This is a genomic window from Algibacter sp. R77976 (assembly GCF_044594645.1).
In the GTDB taxonomy this organism is placed as follows: Bacteria; Bacteroidota; Bacteroidia; order Flavobacteriales; family Flavobacteriaceae; genus Algibacter_B.
Genome location: NZ_CP138989.1, coordinates 2,936,367 through 2,955,867 on the forward strand (window position 1 = coordinate 2,936,367; position 19,501 = coordinate 2,955,867).

Genomic DNA, 19,501 nt, shown 5'->3' on the forward strand with positions numbered 1-19,501 from the left:
AAATCTACTCTAGTTGTTAGAGAATTGTTCCATAGGTGCTTGGTCGAACTTCAATTTATTATCAAATTGAAGTGTTCTGATAGGGAAAGGAATGTTAATTCCAGCTTTATCATAAGCTTTTTTAATTTCAATAATAGCCGTATTCTTCGCTTTTAATTTCTCTAGCATACTTTCCGCATCTATCCAGAAGCGACACAAGAAATTAATGGAACTATCACCAAACTCGGTATAATAAAACTCAACATTATCAATCGTTTCAACTTGATCGAACGTGTTTGCAATGGTTTCTTTTGTTAGTTTTTCTACTTCTTCTAGGTCAGATTCATATCCAACACCACAGTTTAGAAAAACTCTCATTTTTGTAGTTAAGGAGTAATTTTTTAAAGGATTTTCCAATATCATTTTATTTGGTATCACTACCATATTGTTATCGGCTTCCTTTAAGGTAAAATCTTTTAAATTAATATCTATAATCTCACCGGAATACCCGTTAGTTTCAACCCAATTTCCAATTTGAATTTTCTTTCTAAAAGATAATACCACACCTGCAAACGTATTAGATAAGGTGCCTTGTAATGCTAAACCAACTGCTAAACCTGCGACACCAGCACCTGCCAGTAACGAGGTTAACATTTTACTTAAGTTTAGAATTCCAAGCGCCAAAAATAATCCGGTTAAAACGACTACAACTGCAGATATTCTTGCAATTGTATTACTTATTGATACTTGACTTACACGTTTATCAACTAATTTTTTTACTAACTTACTCGTGTATTTTGCCATAAAGTAGGCTGCTATCATTACAAAAATTGCCAAAATTAGATTTGGTATATTTTGAATTATGGCAGATACCCAACTTTCTAGTTTAACTATAAGTTCGCTAAATGCTGTTCCTAATGTACTTTTCATTTTTTAATGGTTTTGATCGTTAATAATTGCTTTAATTAATACTGGTTGTTTTAATTAAAAAGCATTATTTAACGTAAGCCATTTTAGGATTTGAAACGTTTGAAGTGGATTTAGTCCATGCGTTTAGCATCCAACTAGTTTTTTCGATTTCTCTAATGTATGCGCCAATTAAATCGATAGTGCCTTCGTCTGAGACATTATTGGCTTTTTCAATAACTTTTGCCATTTGCATGATAAGTAGCTTATGGTCGTTTAAAGTGTCTGCAACCATATCTTGATCAGATTTATTGGATGGACTTTCTTTGATTGTTGCCGTTTCAAGATAGTCTTCCAATTGGCTCATAGGATGAAACCTTAAGGTTAAAATACGTTCTGCAATTTCATCGATTTTTACTTTCGCATCATTATACAATGTTTCAAATTTTTCATGTAAGTCAAAGAAATTTTTTCCTGTAACATTCCAATGATTACTTCTTAGTTTTTGATAATACACGTGGTAATCAGCCAATAAAATATTTAGTTCCATCACCACGGGTAATAATTCTTCGTCATTCATATTCAAATAGTTCATAATTTATTGTGTTTTTATTGATTACACTATATAAACTAAAGGATATATAAAAAATGTCAAGCGCTTTAACAGGTTTTAACCCTGAGGGCAAACTATTAACATAAAATTATGTTAATGTGTTAGAGTGGTGTTAAAATAATTAACAGGATTTGCTGAAGCGAATTTACTTAGTGGAAATCTATTTTGTTAAGAATTAAGCCAGAAGCTGGAGCGATATAATTCATTTTTATGTTACTATCTGGCACTAGACTATCTTGAATATCTTTGATGGTTAACTTGCCTTTACCTAAATCGATTAGCGTTCCCATCATTAACCGAATTTGATTTCTCATGAAACCCTTTCCTGCAACTCTTAAAAGAAATGATTGCTTTGGGAAATAATTAGCTTTATAAATAGTGTTTTCAATTAATTCACAAGTTAAGATTGTTCTTGTGTAAATGCCATTATCTGTAGGTTTATAACAATAGGATTTCAGATAATTTTCACCTTCAAAAAGTTTAGCACCTTCTTTCATTAATTCTATATCCAAATCATCCAAAATGGTTGTCATAATTGGTGCGCAAAACGGATGACATTTTTCACCATAAGTAAACAAATATAAATACTCTTTAATTTTAGAACTATTAATAATATTGAATTCTGCATCAACTTCTTTAATAGATAACGCTCTAATATCTTGAGGAAGGTTGGTATTAAATAGCTCTAAAAAAGCCGCTTCGTCTTCAATAGGTTCTCTTAGAAATAACTCAAAAAAAGCACATTCAGCCGAAACCATAGCATCAGTTCTTCCTGAACTTAAACTTTTAAAATACTTGCCTTCTAGAATAAAATTTAAGGTTCTATCAACCATTAAATGCAACGTTTTAACATTAGGTTGCTTTTGCCAACCATGAAAACGATAGCCCAAATATTGAATATTAATAAGGTAAAAGTATTTCTTCATTTTTATTTAAAAATAGATTTGAAAAATAGGTTATTTATTGAATGTGACAAAAAATTTATACATTGTTATATTAATAACTAACTAAAAACTAGAAATTATGACAAACTCATTAATTAAAAAACCGCCAATTTCATTTTGGATTGTAAGCGTAATAGCACTTATTTGGAATGCTATGGGAGTAAACGCCTATTTACAACAAGCTTATAATACAGATAGCTTTCGTGCCATGTATAGTGAAGAGCAATTAGACATTGCAGCTAATATGCCAACATGGGTTACAGCTGCATTTGCAATAGCAGTTTTTCCTGGAGCATTGGCTTCAATTGGACTATTACTTAAAAAAAGCTGGTCTGTAATACTGTGGGTAATATCTTTAATAGCAGTAATTGCGCAAATGTGCTATACTTTAATTAATGGATACGAATCGAATATGATTATGACCATTTTGATAATTGTTTTTGCATTCCTATTTACATGGTTTTCAAAACGATCTAAAGCAAAAGGTTGGCTTTCGTAACATAATACTTCTTAATAAAAAAGGCTTTAGATAATTCCTAAAGCCTTTTTTATTATTTATGTCTTCCTTTTAATTCTTTTTCAATATCCTTTAAGGTAAACCCTTTAGCTTGTAACAGCATTAAATAATGAAACATTAAATCTGCCGATTCGTATAAGAATAACTCATCGTTATTATCCATAGCTTCAATTACCGTTTCAACAGCCTCCTCGCCTACTTTCTGAGCCACTTTATTTATGCCTTTTGAGAACAAACTTGCTACATAAGATTTTTTAGTGTCTTTGTTTGCAACACGCTCTTTAATTACATCTTCTAGAGTGGAAAAGAACCCGTAATTAGATGTGTTTTCTTCTTTCCAACAAGTGTCTGTTCCTGTATGACAAGTTGGTCCAGCAGGGTTTACTTGAATTAAAAGCGAATCATTATCGCAATCATTTTTAATATCAACAAGACTCAAAAAGTTACCACTTTCTTCACCTTTAGTCCATAAACGTTGTTTACTTCTACTAAAAAAAGTTACTTGTTTTGTATCAATCGTTTTTTGATATGCTTCTTCGTTCATATAACCTAGCATCAACACATTTTTTGTTGTTGCATCTTGTATGATGGCTGGCACTAATCCGTTTGAATCGTATTTTATTGTCATAATTTCTTGTCCTTCCTGCGAAGACAGGAATCTATTTTTAATTATTGTTAAATCATGGATTCCGCATCAAGTGCGGAATGACAGAACGCGCTCTTTAATTAGATGCGAACTTCTATATTATTTTCTTTTAACTCTTTCTTTAATTCTGGAATTGGAATTTCACCAAAATGAAATACACTTGCTGCCAAAGCCGCATCAGATTTACCATCTTTAAATGTATCAATAAAGTGCTGTACATTTCCTGCTCCACCAGAAGCGATAATTGGAATATTTAACTCTATTGATAATTTAGCCAATGCCTCATTAGCAAAACCGTTTTTTGTTCCATCATGATTCATGGAAGTGAATAAAATCTCTCCAGCACCACGCTCTTCGACTTCTTTAGCCCATTCAAACAAATCTATATCTGTTGGAATACTTCCACCTGCCAAATGCACAAGCCATTGTCCGTCAACTTGTTTTGCATCAATAGCAACAACAACACATTGGCTTCCAAATTTATTCGATAATTCATTAACTAATTCTGGCCTTTTAACTGCCGAGGAATTAATCGACACTTTATCCGCACCACATTGTAATAACGCATCAACATGCTCTACACTTGAAATACCACCGCCAACAGTAAATGGAATGTTTACTTGCTCAGCGACATGTAAAACCATATCCAAAGTTGTTCCGCGACCTTCTAAAGTAGCCGATATATCTAAAAACACTAATTCATCTGCACCTTGTTCCGCATATTGCTTAGCCAATTCTACAGGGTCTCCTGCATCTCTTAAATCGACAAAATTCACGCCTTTTACAGTACGTCCGTTCTTAATATCTAAACAAGGAATTATTCTTTTTGTTAGCATTATACAAATTTTTCAAGTTCATAAAGACTTATTCTATTCTCATAAATAGCTTTTCCTATGATGACACCTTCACAACCTTGTTCGATTAATTTTGGCAATTCATCAATATGTGAAATTCCTCCTGAAGCAATCAACTTAATAGATTGATCGCTACTAGAATTACTACAAGAATCAATAATATTTTTATATAAATCGAATGAAGGTCCTTCTAACATCCCATCCTTTGAAATATCTGTACAAATTACATATTGAATACCTTTCTTTTGATATCCTTTTATAAATGGAATAACATCTTCTTCACTTTTTTCCATCCAACCACTAATTGAAACTTTTCCAGCATCACTATCGGCTCCTAAAATAATTTTGTTTCCTCCATATTTAGAAATCCAGCCTTCAAATGTTTCAGGATCTTTAACAGCAATACTTCCTCCTGTTATCTGTCTAGCACCAGAATTAAAAGCAATATGCAAATCTTCATTGGTTTTTAAACCACCACCAAAGTCAATTTTTAATTTTGTTTTTGATGCAATTTGTTCTAAAACCTTATAATTTACAATATGTTTAGCCTTTGCACCGTCTAAATCAACCAAGTGTAAATACTCAATTCCTGAAGCTTCAAACATTTTTGCAACTTCTAAAGGGTTTTCATTATAAACTTTCTTAGTATCATAATCACCTTTAGTTAAACGGACACATTTTCCGTCAATGATATCTATTGCTGGTATAATTCTCATAAATAATATTAAGAGTTAAATATAAAATATTAAAAGTTAGTTCCGTTTCTGGTTTCGCTTTGCTGTATTAATTGATGCTACTATTATTGCTAATAATTCTTTTCCTTCTTTTTTTAATAAGGAAATCTCTTGAACATGTTCAGGAAAAACCTCCTCAAATATCTCTAACCAATATACGCTTTCATCACATTCCTCTTCAACAATTTTAAGCTTATTAATAAAATCTGCTGTAGATTTTGCTCTTTGAGAAGCACGATAATTGGCACCTACAGAACTCGAACTTCTTATTAATTGATTAACAAAAGCATTATATTCTCTAGATTTTGGAACTTTAAAACAAAAATGCCAACAATCTAAAGCAAATCTTTTTGTTCTTCCAATAATTTCATTTTTCATTTAAACACCTAGTCTATTACTTTTAATATTTTATATCAAATATTTAATATCTAAAGCTTCTATAGTTCTAAAAAATTCTTTAATATCTGTTCTCCTGCTAAACTGCTTTTTTCTGGGTGAAATTGAACCCCATAAAAGTTTTCATGTTGTAGAGCCGATGCGTAATTAATGCCATAATCTGTTTTAGCAATAGTTTCATTACAATGCTCTGCATAATAACTGTGAACCAAATACATGTATTCGCTTTCCTTAATACCTTTAAATAAATCAGACTTTAAATCTTTAATAACATTCCATCCCATTTGTGGCACTTTCACATCGTTGGAAAAACGTTTTACATGGGATTGAAAGATTCCTAAACCTGCTGTATTCCCTTCTTCGGTCGACAAGCAAAGCAATTGCATACCTAGGCAAATTCCTAAAACAGGCTGCTTTAAAGTTGGAATCAATTTATCTAAACCACTTTCTTTCAACATAGCCATGGCTGTACTAGCCTCACCTACACCAGGAAATATTATTTTATCAGCAGCTCTAATCTCATCTGGATTATTGGATAAAATAGCATCAACTCCTAATCTTTTAAAGGCAAACTGTATGCTTTTAATGTTTCCAGCACCATAATTAATGATTACAACCGAAGCCCCATCTAGCTTCCCCGAAGGGAAAGAACTCTCACTCATATTTTTATTCTCACTCATTACTTATTTTTTAATCCCCTATGGGGGTTAGGGGGCCTACAACATTCCTTTTGTTGATGGTAAAAACATTTTATTAGAATCTCTTTTTACGGCCATTTTCATTGCTTTAGCAAAAGCTTTAAAAATACCTTCTATTTTGTGGTGTTCGTTTACACCTTCTGCCTTCACATTTAAATTACATTTTGCACCATCGGTAAACGACTTAAATAAATGAAAAAACATTTCAGTTGGCATATCACCAATCTTTTCACGTTTAAACTCAGCATCCCATTCTAACCAATTTCTACCTCCAAAGTCCACAGCTACCTGCGCTAAACAATCATCCATTGGTAAACAAAATCCGTAACGTTCAATACCTAATTTGTTGCCCAAAGCTTTATTGAATAATTCACCTAATGCAATCATGGTATCTTCAATAGTATGGTGCTCGTCAACTTCTAAATCGCCATCAACTTTCACCGTTAAATCCATTGCGCCATGACGACCAATTTGATCTAACATATGATCGAAAAAAGACAAGCCCGTGTCGATATCATTCTTCCCAGAACCATCTAAGTTTAATTTTATATATATCTGAGTTTCATTAGTGTTACGTGTTATTTCTTCAACACGATTTTCAAGCTTTAAAAACTCATAAATAGAAGACCAATCTGTACTTGTTAAAGCAATCGAGTTTAAAATTTCCTGTTTTGATGTTTCAATTTCTTCAGCCCCTAATTCTGGGTTTTCAGATAAATAAATACCTTTTGCCCCTAAGTTTTTAGCAAGTTCCATATCAGTAATTCTATCGCCTAAAACGAAAGAGTTTTCTAAATCATAATCTTCAGAAAAGTATTTGGTTAACAAACCTGTTCTTGGCTTACGTGTTTCTGCATTTTCATGAGGAAACGTTTTATCTATAAATACTTCTGAAAACACAACACCTTCTTTTGCAAAGGCATCAATTATTTTATTTTGAGCAGGCCAAAACGTATCTTCTGGAAAACTATCTGTACCCAAACCATCTTGATTTGTAACCATTACCAACTCATAATCCAACTCATTAGCTATTTTAGCCATGTATTGAAACACTTTTGGGTAATACTCAAGTTTCTCTAGACTATCTAATTGATAATCAACTGGCGGCTCTAAAACTAAGGTGCCATCTCTGTCTATAAAAAGTACTTTTTTCATAATAAGCCCCTCCTAACCTCCCCAAAAGGGAGGAACTTTTACTCGGGCGTGCAAAAGTTGTTTGTTATAATTCTTTTAACGCTTCAATTAATTTAGCGTTCTCTATATTAGTTCCAACCGTAAAACGCAATGTGTTTTTACAAAGTGGTTGGGTTGTTCGGTTTCTAATAACAATACCTTTTGCTATTAACTGATTGTATCTATTTGTAGCATCATCTACTCTAGCCAAAACAAAATTTGCTTCGGTAGGAAAAATGGTTTCTACAAAATTGATATTTTTTAAAGCTTCAATCAATATATCACGTTCTTTTAAAACGGATTGCACTTCTTCCTCTACCGCTTCTAAGTTCGAAATACGCTCTAAAGCACGTTTTTGAGTTAACTCATTAACATTATATGGCGGTTTAATTTTGTTTAAAACTGAAATAATTTCCGCGGAAGCGAAACACAGACCTAAACGAATTCCTGCCAGACCATAAGCTTTTGATAGCGTTTGAGTCACGATTAAATTCGGATAGTTATTTAATTCTGAAATCCAACTGTCTTGATTTGAAAAATCGATGTAAGCCTCATCAATAACAACTAAACCATTAAAGTTTTCAAGTAATGTTTTAATTTTCTCTGAAGCAATTAGGTTTCCTGTTGGGTTATTAGGCGAACAAATAAACAGCATTTTAGAATTTTCATCTATTGCGTCTAAAATAGCTTCAACATTTGGTTGAAAATCTGTATTTAACTTAACTTTACGCTCTTCAACTTCGTTTAAATTAGATAAAACAGTATACATGCCATAAGTTGGTGGTAACGTGATGACATTATCTTGCTTTGGCTCGCAAAAGGCTCTAAACAATAAATCTAAAACTTCATCACTTCCATTACCTAGTAAAATCTGGTTTTCTGGAATATTTTTTTGTTCCGATAAAACAGATTTTAATGAACGTTGTAGCGGATCAGGATAACGATTTACACCATTATCGAAAGGATTTTCATTGGCATCTAAAAAAATCATTTTAGAACCATCGGAAACATATTCGTCCCGCGCTGAACTATAAGCTTTCATGGCTTTAACGTTCTCTCTAATTATATTTTGGATGTTAAAACTTATCATTTTAAATCTTTTAATCGGATACTTACTGCATTTTTATGCGCTTGCAAACCTTCTGCTTCTGCCATTAACTCTATAGTTTCTCCAATATTTAAAAGACCAGCTTTTGATATTTTTTGAAACGTCATGCTTTTTAAAAAGCTATCTAAATTCACTCCAGAATATGCTTTAGAAAAACCATTTGTTGGTAATGTATGGTTTGTACCTGAAGCATAATCACCCGCACTTTCTGGCGTATAATCTCCAATAAACACAGATCCAGCATTGGTTATACCATCAACATACAAATCTTCATTTTTAGCACAAATAATAAAATGCTCTGGCCCGTATTCATTAATTAATTCGAGGGCAATTTCGTCATTTTCAACATAAATTAACTTCGAGTTGGCAATGGCTTTTTCAGCTATCGCTTTACGCGGAAGTACATTTAATTGCTTTTCAACTTCATCTGAAACATCATCAATTAATTGTTTAGATGTTGCTACCAAAATTACTTGACTATCTGTACCATGCTCAGCCTGACTTAACAAGTCTGAAGCGATATAAGAAGCATTTGCTGTTTTATCAGCAACAACTAACAATTCACTTGGTCCAGCCGGCATATCTATAGCTACACCATGTTTGGTCGCTAATTGTTTAGCAACCGTTACAAATTGGTTTCCAGGCCCAAAAATTTTATAAACCTGTGGTATCGATTCTGTTCCAAACGTTAATCCTGCAATAGCTTGAATACCTCCAACTTTTATAATTTTTGTTACACCACAAAGTTGTGCAGCAAACAAAATTTCAGGAGCTAAATCTCCTTCTTTATTTGGAGGAGAGCATAAAACAATTTCTTTGCATCCTGCTATTTGAGCAGGAACTGCCAACATTAAAACTGTTGAAAACAAAGGCGCTGTACCTCCTGGAATATACAAACCTACTTTCTGAATAGGTCTCTTTTCTTGCCAGCAATTAACACCCGAAGCTGTTTCAATTTCAATTTTCGATGTTTTCTGAGCTTCATGAAATACCTCGATGTTTTGTTTGGCTAATTTTATAGCCTCTTGAAGTTTTTCAGGAACAGACTGAATTGCTTTTTCAATCTCTTCTTTGGTAACTATATTTGATTCTAATGATATCTTATCAAACTTGTTGGTGTACTCTTTAATGGCATCATCTCCTCTATCTGATACTTCTTTGAAGATTTGATTTACAACATCTTCAATATCATCAACAGTCTGAGTAGGACGCTTTAAAACATCCTTCCAACTCGCTTTATTTGGATTACTTATGATTTTCATTCTTATTTAACTTTGAGTTAAACTCATGAGATTCCTGCCTTCGCAGAAATGACAAAATTAGTTTAAAGTACCATTTTCTCAATCGGACACACTAAAATACCTTGGGCACCATTATCTTTTAAAGCATCGATAACATCCCAAAAATCATTTTTAGGAATTACTGAGTGCACAGAACTCCATCCTTCTTCTGCCAAAGGCAATACCGTTGGGCTTTTCATTCCTGGTAATAATGAAATAATGGCATCTAATTTATCATTAGGAGCATTAAGCAAGACATATTTAGAATCTCTTCCTTTTAGAACAGATTTTATTCTAAATTGAATCGTATCTAAAATGGCTTGTTTCTCATCATTTAAAATTGGGGAAACTGCTAATACTGCTTCAGATTTTAAAAGGACTTCTATCTCTTTTAATCCATTTTTAAACAATGTACTACCACTTGAAACGATATCACAAATACCATCAGCAAGGCCTATATTTGGTGCTATTTCCACCGAACCATTAATGATGTGTAATTGTGCATCTATGTTTTGCTCTTTCAAAAACTTCTTTACTGTTTCAGGATAAGATGTTGCTATTTTCTTTCCGTTCAAATCCTTTAAGGAATTAGCGTTAGAATCTTTAGGAACAGCAATAGATACTTTACATTTTGAAAACCCTAAACGTTCTACAAATTTAAGATCGTTTCCTTTTTCTATTAAAACATTCTCTCCTATAATGGCAGCATCTACTACGCCATCTTTTAAATATTGAGGAATGTCTCCGTTTCTTAAATAGAAAACTTCAACAGGAAAATTTCTAGCCGAAGCTTTTAATTGATCTTTTCCATTATCAATAGATATTCCTATATCCTTTAAAATTTTCATTGAGTCTTGGTTTAAACGACCCGATTTCTGTACTGCAATTCTTAATTTACTCATTATGTTGTTTTTATGAGTTTGAAACAATCTTGTTGGCATTATAATTAAAAAACCCGCTTGATTGTCTCAAACGGGTTTAAAAATATATGTTGATTTTACTCAATACATTTTCACTTCGCTTGAGAGCAAATATGAAAATGATGATGTAATTGAATAAAATTCATGTCCTTTTTTTATCTGTACAAATATCTATAATTTATATGAATAAATCCAAATTATAAATACAATTCTTAAAACATTTCAACATTATTAATATTTAACCATTAAAAAATTAATAATTTTTAAAAGATTGTAATAAACGTTGAATTATTTTATTTGCTATTATTGATTTCCAAGAATAATTGGCATACCGCTATCTCCAGAACCAATTACAATTATTTTACTATTTGGTGACTCTGAAAGTTTAACTGTAGCTTCAATACCTTTATCTTGAAGAATCTTATCTGTTAATGATGCACTTAAAATACGATTTGATTCTGCTTTACCTCTTGCATCAATAATCACTTTTTCTGCCTCTTTTGCAGCTGTAACTAACCTAAATTCATATTCTAGAGATTCTTGCTCTTGCTTTAACTTACGCTCAATAGCTTCCTTAATAGTGATTGGCAATGTTACATCTCTAACTAAAACTTCATTAAGTTGCACATATTGCTTTTCTAAAATCTTTTTAGTTTCTTCGAAAATTTCATCTTGAATAGCATCACGCTTACTAGAATATAATTGCTCTGGTGTATAACGCCCAACTACACTTCTTGCTGCACTTCGAATAGAAGGCATAATTACACGTTGCAGATAGTTTTGACCAAGAGATTGGTGCAGATTTCCTAGATCCTTATAAACAGGCTCATACCATGCAGAAGCATCAATTTGAATTTCTAATCCGTTTGATGATAATACTTTCATTTTTTCAAAAAGCTCTTGTTGTCGAACTTCATAAATATAGACTTTGTTCCACGGTGCAACAATGTGAAAGCCTTCTCCCATTGGTGGCTCATCTACAACAACTCCTTTTCCAAAGGTCTCAAAAAGAACCCCTGCCTCACCAGAATTTATTGTTACTGCAGATTTTGCCAATACGACTACTAATAAAATTGCTCCGATTATAAAGGGCAACGCAACTTTTGGTAATTTTTCCATTATTTATTTTAGTTTAAATTAATCCGTTATATTTTCTTAAAAACCACTCTAAGCCTAAGCTTAATGCTATTATAGCTAGTAAATATTTCCAATCTATCAAAGGTATGGTATTTTTACTGCTTTTTTGAATTGGGACGAAACGATTATCGTTCAATAAGTCATTAATTACATTATCTGAATTAGCAATAAAGTAACTTGAGCCCGAACTGTTAGTAGCTAATTGTTCTAGTTTTGTTACATCAGCATTTAAAAATTGTTGCTCGACGTTATACTCTATAATTTGAAAATTACCAGACTTAGAGATATTTTCGTTTGTTGCTTTCACAGTAAAGCTGTATTCTGAAGGCGGTAAACTGCTTAAATCAACTTGATAATTATTATTTTTTAATATTAAAGGGAATGTTTTTTTCTCTTTAGAAGCCTTATTTGAAACGGTTATATTAAGTGTTTCACGAGTATCGAACACATAATTTTTATCGAAAAACTCTGCTTTAATTAGGATTGTTCCACTTCCATTATAAAACGATTCGTAATCTAAATTCAATCTACTTTTTTGTTTATTTGAAGCTAAATACTGAATTAACTTCCCAATAAAATCATCAAAAGCATTAAACGATTTTTCGTTTATATAAATCTGTGCTCGCCATTGCCAGATGTTTTCTCCAAATAAAACCGCTTCTCTTCTGCCATTAGCTTCGGTAGTTGCTAATAAGGACTCATTAAGACTAACACCATGAATGGTTTTATTTAAAATGGATTGAAAAGGAACATTAAATTTAACATTACCATAATTTGATAATAATGGTGGAAATGATTCGAAATTTATGTCATCAATAATAAAAGGCGCATAGTTAATGTTTAATACAGCTTGATAGTTTTCGGTTTGATTTGTTATATCCTGAGAATAGTTTTTAGAAACTCGATTTAAAAAATTAAGATCTGTTTTTGTTCCAACTATTACAAATAGATTCTTATTTAGCGATTCTAACCTACCAAACAAAGCATTAAACTTATTATCCGGCTGATACACTATAATCAATTGAAAATCATTTATTTGATTTATTAATTCTTTCGGGTTTAGTATTGAAACAGAACGTTGTTCATTAGTCTCAATACTTTTCTTTAACACACCTAAATCTGGATGTGAAAAACTACTAACAATTGCAATTTTTGTTTTTTGATTAATAACTTCTACAGCAAAATTCTTAGAATTATTAATTGTGTTCTTTTCGCTAACTAAAGCTTCTAAAGTCGCTCTATAATTACCAACGCCTACTCTATTTGCCGGCAACGTAAAATTAATTACTTTGGAATTATCATTTTTAGAAAACCTAAGTGTCTTTGAATACACAGTCGAATTCCCATTTTTAACAACAAATTTTGAATTTACAGCATTGTTTCCATTATAAACTAAAATAGCCTCGACGGGGAATTTATTTTTTAAATACGCGTATTTATTGACATTAAGCTGCTGTATTTTTAAATCGGTATACGTAATAGTATCTCCTAAAATTATTGGAAATACTGGTTGTTTATAACTATTTGTAGAGAATTGATAATCGTTACCAAAGGTTTGATTTCCATCGGAAATTAAAATAGTAGGTGAAACTGTTTGTTTATATATTTGATTTAATTGACTAAATGCTTTAGAAATATTAGTCTGTTTTTCAGAAAACGTTAAAGAATCTGAAGCTTTTAAGCTTTCACCAAAAGTGTAGAAATCAATATTAAACTTATTTAATAAGTCTGTATTCGTCTTTATTTTATCAATAAACTGAATAGTCTGATCATTATGTTTTAAATGCCCTACAGAACTTGAATTATCAACAGCTACAATAAGGTTTGGTTTTTCTGTGGATATTTTTGTTTGATCAAAACTAGGGTTGATAATTAATAACAGAACTGCAAATACACTTAAAAATCTCAAAAAAGCAAAAAGCATGTTCAACTTAGACATGCTTTTCTTTTTATAAAAATACTGAAAAAGTGCTAAGCCTAGCGCTACAATTCCAGCGAGTATAATGTAAATAAGTGTTTCTGTTTGCATTTAAAAATCTTTCGACTTGCCTATTTTAAGTAAGCATCCCGCCATCTACGTTCAAGGTTTGCCCTGTGATATAAGCACTCATATCACTAGCTAAAAACACACAAACATTGGCAATATCTTCTGGTGTTCCTCCTCGTTTTAAAGGAATTCCTGCTCTCCAACCTTTTACAACCTCTTCATCTAATTTAGCTGTCATTTCTGTCTCAATAAAACCAGGAGCAACTACGTTACTTCTAATGTTTCTTGAACCTAATTCTAAAGCTACAGATTTTGAAAACCCAATGATTCCAGCCTTGGACGCCGCATAATTAGTTTGTCCTGCGTTTCCTTTTACACCAACTACAGAACTCATGTTAATAATAGAACCTTTACGTTGCTTAAGCATAGTTCTCTGCACCGCTTTGGTCATATTAAAAACCGACTTTAAATTCACTTCTATAACGGTATCAAAATCCTCTTCAGAAATACGCATCAATAAATTATCTTTCGTAATACCGGCGTTATTAACTAAAACATCAATACTTCCAAATTCTGCAAGAACATCCGCAGCTAATTTTTGCGCTTCTTCAAAACTTGCCGCATTACTTTTATACCCTTTAGCTTTAACACCTAATGCATTTAGTTCCTTTTCTAATGCATTTGCAGCATCAACAGATGAACTATATGTAAATGCTACATTTGCTCCTTGTTCAGCAAAAACTTGAGCAATTCCTTTTCCTATTCCTCGACTAGCTCCGGTAACTATAGCCGTTTTTCCTTCTAGTAATTTCATGTATTTTATCTGGTTAGATTATTTTAATGATGATATATTCAAATATAACAAATACAAATGTCATCAAATAAAAAAACCTCACAAGATTTGCAAGGTTTTAATTTATATTATGAAGAAGTTTATCCTAAAACTTCAGCAATTTTCTTTCCTATTTCAGCAGGAGAATCTACAACGTGAATTCCACATGCTCTCATAATTGCTTTTTTCGCTTGAGCTGTATCATCACTTCCTCCAACTATAGCGCCAGCGTGTCCCATTGTACGTCCAGCAGGAGCAGTTTCTCCAGCAATAAAACCAACAACTGGTTTTTTACTTCCACTTGCTTTATACCAATGTGCAGCATCAGCTTCTAATTGACCTCCAATTTCTCCAATCATAACAACAGCTTCAGTTGCAGGATCGTTAATTAATAACTCAACCGCTTCTTTAGTAGTTGTTCCAATAATTGGATCTCCACCAATACCAATAGCTGTAGTAATTCCTAAACCTTGTTTTACAACTTGATCTGCTGCTTCATAAGTTAAAGTTCCTGATTTAGAAACAATACCAACTTTTCCTTGTTTAAAAACGAAACCTGGCATAATACCAACCTTAGCTTCACCTGGAGTAATAACTCCTGGACAGTTAGGACCAATTAACCTACAATCTTTTCCTTTTATATAACTTGATGCCGTAATCATATCTGCTACAGGAATTCCTTCTGTAATCGTAATAATTACTTTAATACCCGCATCAGCAGCTTCCATTATCGCATCAGCAGCAAATGCTGGTGGAACAAAAATTATAGTAGTATCTGCACCAACTTGCTCAACAGCTTCTAAAACTGTATTAAATACAGGTTTGTCTAAATGTGTTTGACCTCCTTTACCCGGAGTTACACCACCAACAACGTTAGTGCCATATTCAATCATTTGACTAGCGTGAAATGTACCTTCGCTACCTGTAAAACCTTGAACTATTATTTTTGAATTTTTGTTAACTAGAACACTCATATTTTCTTATTTGGATATTGGTTTACAAATGTAATTTTTTGAACTCACTTATTGAATTAATTTCCTTTAATTTTTTAATTGCTTAATAATATTTGGAATTTGTTTGATAGATGCCATTTCTTTTAGCTTAGAACGAACCTCTTGAATTGGAGTTCCCCAGTAAACTTGATTACCTTGAATAGACTTAGTAACTCCAGATTGCCCTTGAACAACGGCTTTTTTGCCTATGGTTATGCCGCTGGTGGTTCCTACTTGTCCCCAAAGGGTGACTTCATCTTCTATAACAACGCAACCGGCTATACCAACTTGTGAAGCGATTAAGCATTTTTTTCCAATAACCGTATCATGACCAACTTGAATCAAGTTATCAAGTTTTGAACCTTCGCCAATTGTTGTGTCTCCCGTTACACCCCTATCAATTGTGCAGCCTGCGCCAATATCTACATGGTTTTCAATAACTACGCGACCACTAGATTTTAGTCTGTCATAGCCTTCTGGCCTTTTTTTATAATAAAAAGCATTGGCTCCTAAAACGGAACCCGCGTGAATGGTTACATTATTTCCAATTACGGCATCATCATAAATACTTACATTGGAATGAATGATACAATCATCGCCAATAGTTACGTTATGGCCAATAAAGCTATTTGGCTGAATTATAGTGTTTTTACCTATTTTAGCTGAAGCTGAAATTGAAGTATTTGATGCTATAAAGGGTTTGAAAAAATCGGTAAGTTTATTGAAATCTCTAAATGGATCATCACTAATAAGTAGCGCCTTGCCCTTAGGACATTCAACCGCTTTATTGATTAAAACGATTGTTGCGGCTGATTGTAATGCTTTGTCGTAATACTTTGGATGATCTACAAACACGATATCACCAGGTTCAACAACATGAATTTCATTCATGCCTAAAACTTGAAAATTGTCGTCACCAACAAATTTACAATTAATGATATTTGCTATTTGCTTTAAAGTATGTGGTTTAGGAAATTTCATAACTGCTAACTGAGTACTGCAAACTGCAAACTGATTTTATTCTTTAACACGTTCTTTATAAGTTCCTTTTGCCGTTTCGATTTTAATTTTATCGCCTTCGTTAATAAATAAGGGTACATTAACTGTTGCTCCTGTTTCAACTGTTGCAGGTTTTGTAGCATTAGTGGCTGTATTTCCTTTTACACCAGGTTCAGTAGCCGTTACCTCTAAAACTACACTTGCAGGTAAATCGACAGATAAAGGCGCGTTATCTTCAGTATTAATTAATACAGTTACAACCTCACCTTCTTTCATTAATCCTGGATTGTCTAATGCTGCTTCTAATAAACGAATTTGAGTATAATCAGCTTCATTCATAAAATGATAAAATTCACCATCATTATATAAATACTGAAATTTATGTGTTTCAACACGAACATCTTCTAATTTATGTCCTGCAGAAAACGTATTATCCAATACTTTTCCACTTGTTACACTTTTCATTTTTGTTCTTACAAACGCGGGTCCTTTACCAGGTTTTACGTGTAAAAACTCTATTATTTTATAGATATCGTTGTTATAACGTAGACACAGTCCATTTCTAATATCACTTGTAGTTGCCATATAATTTAGTTTGATTTGAAATATCCTTTCATGATACCTCTATGTGAATTTTTAATAAACTGAAGAATTTCATCACGCTCTGGAGTTGCTTCCATTTCAGCTTCAATGATTTCTGCAGCTTGAGTATTATTATAATTTTTTTGATATAATATTCTGAATATATCTTGAATTTCTCTAATTTTCTCTGTGGTATAACCTCGTCGTCTTAAACCTACTGAATTTATTCCAACATAAGATAAAGGTTCTCGTGCTGCTTTTACAAAAGGTGGCACATCTTTTCTAACCAAAGAACCTCCAGTTACAAAAGCGTGATTACCAACTGATACAAATTGATGTACAGCTGTCATCCCGGCTAAAACGACATAGTCACCAATAGTGATATGCCCTGCCAGAGTACTATTATTTGAGAAAATACAGTTTTTACCAACAATACAATCATGTGCAATGTGGCAATACGCCATAATTAAGCAATTATCGCCAACTACAGTTTTCATTCTATCTGTAGTACCTCTGTTAATTGTAACACATTCTCTTATTGTAACGTTGTCACCAATCTCAACAGTAGTTTCTTCATCATTATATTTTAAATCTTGTGGTACAGCAGAAATTACAGAGCCTGGAAAAATATTACAGTTCTTTCCTATTCTAGCACCTTCCATTATGGTAACATTACTGCCTATCCAAGTACCTTCACCAATTATTACATTATTATGAATGGTAGTGAAAGGCTCAATAACTACATTTTTCGCGATTTTGGCACCAGGGTGCACATAAGCTAAGGGTTGATTCATAGTTATTTTACTTTAGATATTTGAGCCATTAATTCGGCTTCTGCACATAATTTACCGTTTGCGTAAGCATAACCTTGCATATGACAGATACCTCTGCGTATTGGAGTAATAAGCGAGCATTTAAATATTAATGTATCTCCTGGACTAACTTTTTGTTTAAACTTAACTTTATCCATTTTCATGAAAAATGTTAAATAATTTTCAGGATCTGGAACCGTATTTAAAACTAGAACACCGCCTGTTTGAGCCATTGCTTCAACAATTAAAACACCAGGCATAACAGGAGCTCCAGGGAAATGACCTTTAAAAAACTCTTCGTTCATAGTTACATTTTTAGTAGCTAGTACGTGATTTTCCGAAAGCTCAAATACTTTATCAATTAACAAAAATGGCTGCCTGTGTGGTAACATATCCATAATTTGAACTGTATCCATTAACGGAGGTTGGTTCAAATCAACTTTAGGCACATTATTACGACGCTGATTCTTAATTATTTTTGATAATTTTTTCGCAAACTGCGTATTTACAAAATGTCCTGGTTTATTTGCGATAACCTTACCTCTAATTCTTGTTCTAACAAGTGCTAAATCACCTAAAACATCAAGTAATTTATGTCTAGCGGCCTCGTTAGGATGATGAAGCGTTAAATTATCTAAAATCCCATTTGGCTTAACAGCTATAGAATCTTTTTTGAAAGCGACTTTAAGCTTTTCCATGGTTTCTGGAGATAAGGCTTTATCTACATAAACTATAGCATTATTTAAATCACCACCTTTTATTAAGCCATGTTCAAGTAGCATTTCAATTTCATGTAAAAAACTAAACGTACGTGAGTCTGAAATATCCTTTTTAAAATCTGATATTTGGTTTAATGTTGCATTTTGAGTTCCTAATACTTTGGTCCCAAAATCAACCATAGTTGTAATTTGATATTCTTTTGAAGGCATTACAAGAATTTCACTTCCCGATTCTTCATCTACATAAGATACAATATCTGTAATAACAAATTCTTCTCTAAAAGCATCAAGCTCAACAACACCAGATTTTTCAATAGCCTCAACAAAAAACTTAGAAGACCCATCCATAATTGGCGGTTCAGAAGCATTAAGCTCTATAATAGCATTATCGACATCTAGGCCTACTAAAGCTGCTAAAACATGCTCTGATGTTTGGATAGTTACTCCATTTTTTTCTAGACATGTTCCACGTTGCGTGTTTGTAACATAGTTTGCATCTGCCTCTATTATAGGTTCTCCCTCTAAATCTACTCTTTTAAAAGCGAATCCAGAATTAGCAGAAGCAGGTTTAAAAGTTAAGGTTACATCTTTACCTGTATGCAGCCCTACGCCTGTTAAAGAAATAGCTTCTTTAATAGTTTTTTGTTTTATTTCAGTATTTACTATTCCCATG

General features: G+C 32.6%; 21 protein-coding genes. 1 reads left to right on the forward strand and 20 read right to left on the reverse strand.

What is annotated here, in order from left to right:
• Window positions 1-9: 9 nt before the first annotated feature.
• The 3 genes from SJY43_RS12510 to SJY43_RS12520 form a co-directional block, all read right to left on the reverse strand.
• The gene (locus tag SJY43_RS12510) at window positions 10-909 is read right to left on the reverse strand and encodes a mechanosensitive ion channel family protein (protein ID WP_396601083.1); all 900 of its coding nucleotides are present in this window, start codon (window positions 907-909) and stop codon (window positions 10-12) included.
• 64 nt (window positions 910-973) lie between these two features.
• Window positions 974-1,480, reverse strand: coding sequence for a Dps family protein (locus SJY43_RS12515; RefSeq protein ID WP_396601084.1), 507 nt, complete (start codon window positions 1,478-1,480; stop codon window positions 974-976).
• A gap of 167 nt (window positions 1,481-1,647) precedes the next feature.
• On the reverse strand, window positions 1,648-2,424 hold the full coding sequence (locus SJY43_RS12520; RefSeq protein ID WP_396601085.1) for a tRNA pseudouridine synthase A: 777 nt from the start codon (window positions 2,422-2,424) through the stop codon (window positions 1,648-1,650).
• A gap of 97 nt (window positions 2,425-2,521) precedes the next feature.
• Between SJY43_RS12520 and SJY43_RS12525 the strand changes: the two genes are divergently transcribed.
• Complete coding sequence (locus SJY43_RS12525) at window positions 2,522-2,941, forward strand: hypothetical protein (RefSeq protein WP_396601086.1); 420 nt, start codon at window positions 2,522-2,524, stop codon at window positions 2,939-2,941.
• A 52-nt stretch (window positions 2,942-2,993) separates the two neighbouring features.
• On the opposite strand, the gene hisIE is transcribed toward SJY43_RS12525, so the two are convergent.
• The 17 genes from hisIE to SJY43_RS12610 form a co-directional block, all read right to left on the reverse strand.
• Window positions 2,994-3,590, reverse strand: a complete 597-nt coding sequence (gene hisIE, locus SJY43_RS12530) for a bifunctional phosphoribosyl-AMP cyclohydrolase/phosphoribosyl-ATP diphosphatase HisIE (RefSeq protein ID WP_396603411.1) — start codon at window positions 3,588-3,590, stop codon at window positions 2,994-2,996.
• A gap of 95 nt (window positions 3,591-3,685) precedes the next feature.
• Complete coding sequence (gene hisF, locus SJY43_RS12535; protein ID WP_396601087.1) at window positions 3,686-4,441, reverse strand: imidazole glycerol phosphate synthase subunit HisF; 756 nt, start codon at window positions 4,439-4,441, stop codon at window positions 3,686-3,688.
• On the reverse strand, window positions 4,441-5,175 hold the full coding sequence (gene hisA / locus SJY43_RS12540) for a 1-(5-phosphoribosyl)-5-[(5-phosphoribosylamino)methylideneamino]imidazole-4-carboxamide isomerase (RefSeq protein ID WP_396601088.1): 735 nt from the start codon (window positions 5,173-5,175) through the stop codon (window positions 4,441-4,443). Before hisA ends, hisF begins: the two co-directional genes overlap by 1 nt.
• Window positions 5,176-5,211: 36 nt before the next feature.
• On the reverse strand, window positions 5,212-5,571 hold the full coding sequence (locus tag SJY43_RS12545) for a four helix bundle protein (protein WP_396601089.1): 360 nt from the start codon (window positions 5,569-5,571) through the stop codon (window positions 5,212-5,214).
• A 59-nt stretch (window positions 5,572-5,630) separates the two neighbouring features.
• Window positions 5,631-6,251 (reverse strand): imidazole glycerol phosphate synthase subunit HisH, encoded by a 621-nt coding sequence (gene hisH, locus SJY43_RS12550; RefSeq protein WP_396603412.1) that lies wholly within the window; start codon window positions 6,249-6,251, stop codon window positions 5,631-5,633.
• Window positions 6,252-6,305: 54 nt separating this feature from the next.
• Window positions 6,306-7,442, reverse strand: a complete 1,137-nt coding sequence (gene hisB / locus SJY43_RS12555; protein WP_396601090.1) for a bifunctional histidinol-phosphatase/imidazoleglycerol-phosphate dehydratase HisB — start codon at window positions 7,440-7,442, stop codon at window positions 6,306-6,308.
• A 64-nt stretch (window positions 7,443-7,506) separates the two neighbouring features.
• Window positions 7,507-8,550 (reverse strand): histidinol-phosphate transaminase, encoded by a 1,044-nt coding sequence (gene hisC, locus SJY43_RS12560; protein ID WP_396601091.1) that lies wholly within the window; start codon window positions 8,548-8,550, stop codon window positions 7,507-7,509.
• Window positions 8,547-9,830 carry a histidinol dehydrogenase gene (hisD, locus tag SJY43_RS12565; RefSeq protein WP_396601092.1) on the reverse strand — a complete coding sequence of 428 codons (1,284 nt, stop codon included), beginning with the start codon at window positions 9,828-9,830 and terminating at the stop codon, window positions 8,547-8,549. The genes hisC and hisD overlap by 4 nt, the downstream gene beginning before the upstream one ends.
• Before the next feature lie 62 nt (window positions 9,831-9,892).
• Complete coding sequence (gene hisG, locus SJY43_RS12570; RefSeq protein WP_396601093.1) at window positions 9,893-10,750, reverse strand: ATP phosphoribosyltransferase; 858 nt, start codon at window positions 10,748-10,750, stop codon at window positions 9,893-9,895.
• A 321-nt stretch (window positions 10,751-11,071) separates the two neighbouring features.
• Window positions 11,072-11,887 carry a prohibitin family protein gene (locus SJY43_RS12575; protein WP_396601094.1) on the reverse strand — a complete coding sequence of 272 codons (816 nt, stop codon included), beginning with the start codon at window positions 11,885-11,887 and terminating at the stop codon, window positions 11,072-11,074.
• A gap of 13 nt (window positions 11,888-11,900) precedes the next feature.
• Window positions 11,901-13,934 (reverse strand): VWA domain-containing protein, encoded by a 2,034-nt coding sequence (locus tag SJY43_RS12580; protein ID WP_396601095.1) that lies wholly within the window; start codon window positions 13,932-13,934, stop codon window positions 11,901-11,903.
• A 25-nt stretch (window positions 13,935-13,959) separates the two neighbouring features.
• Window positions 13,960-14,706, reverse strand: a complete 747-nt coding sequence (gene fabG / locus SJY43_RS12585) for a 3-oxoacyl-[acyl-carrier-protein] reductase (RefSeq protein ID WP_396601096.1) — start codon at window positions 14,704-14,706, stop codon at window positions 13,960-13,962.
• Window positions 14,707-14,825: 119 nt separating this feature from the next.
• Entirely contained in the window at window positions 14,826-15,698 is an 873-nt protein-coding gene (gene sucD / locus SJY43_RS12590) for a succinate--CoA ligase subunit alpha (RefSeq protein WP_396601097.1), read from the reverse strand.
• Between the two features lie 66 nt (window positions 15,699-15,764).
• A complete protein-coding gene (locus SJY43_RS12595; protein WP_396601098.1) occupies window positions 15,765-16,697 on the reverse strand; it encodes a UDP-3-O-(3-hydroxymyristoyl)glucosamine N-acyltransferase in 933 nt (310 codons plus the stop codon).
• 36 nt (window positions 16,698-16,733) lie between these two features.
• Window positions 16,734-17,300, reverse strand: a complete 567-nt coding sequence (gene efp / locus SJY43_RS12600) for an elongation factor P (protein WP_396601099.1) — start codon at window positions 17,298-17,300, stop codon at window positions 16,734-16,736.
• A 5-nt stretch (window positions 17,301-17,305) separates the two neighbouring features.
• Entirely contained in the window at window positions 17,306-18,091 is a 786-nt protein-coding gene (gene lpxA / locus SJY43_RS12605) for an acyl-ACP--UDP-N-acetylglucosamine O-acyltransferase (RefSeq protein WP_396601100.1), read from the reverse strand.
• A gap of 2 nt (window positions 18,092-18,093) precedes the next feature.
• A complete protein-coding gene (locus tag SJY43_RS12610; RefSeq protein WP_396601101.1) occupies window positions 18,094-19,500 on the reverse strand; it encodes a bifunctional UDP-3-O-[3-hydroxymyristoyl] N-acetylglucosamine deacetylase/3-hydroxyacyl-ACP dehydratase in 1,407 nt (468 codons plus the stop codon).
• Window position 19,501 lies beyond the last annotated feature (1 nt).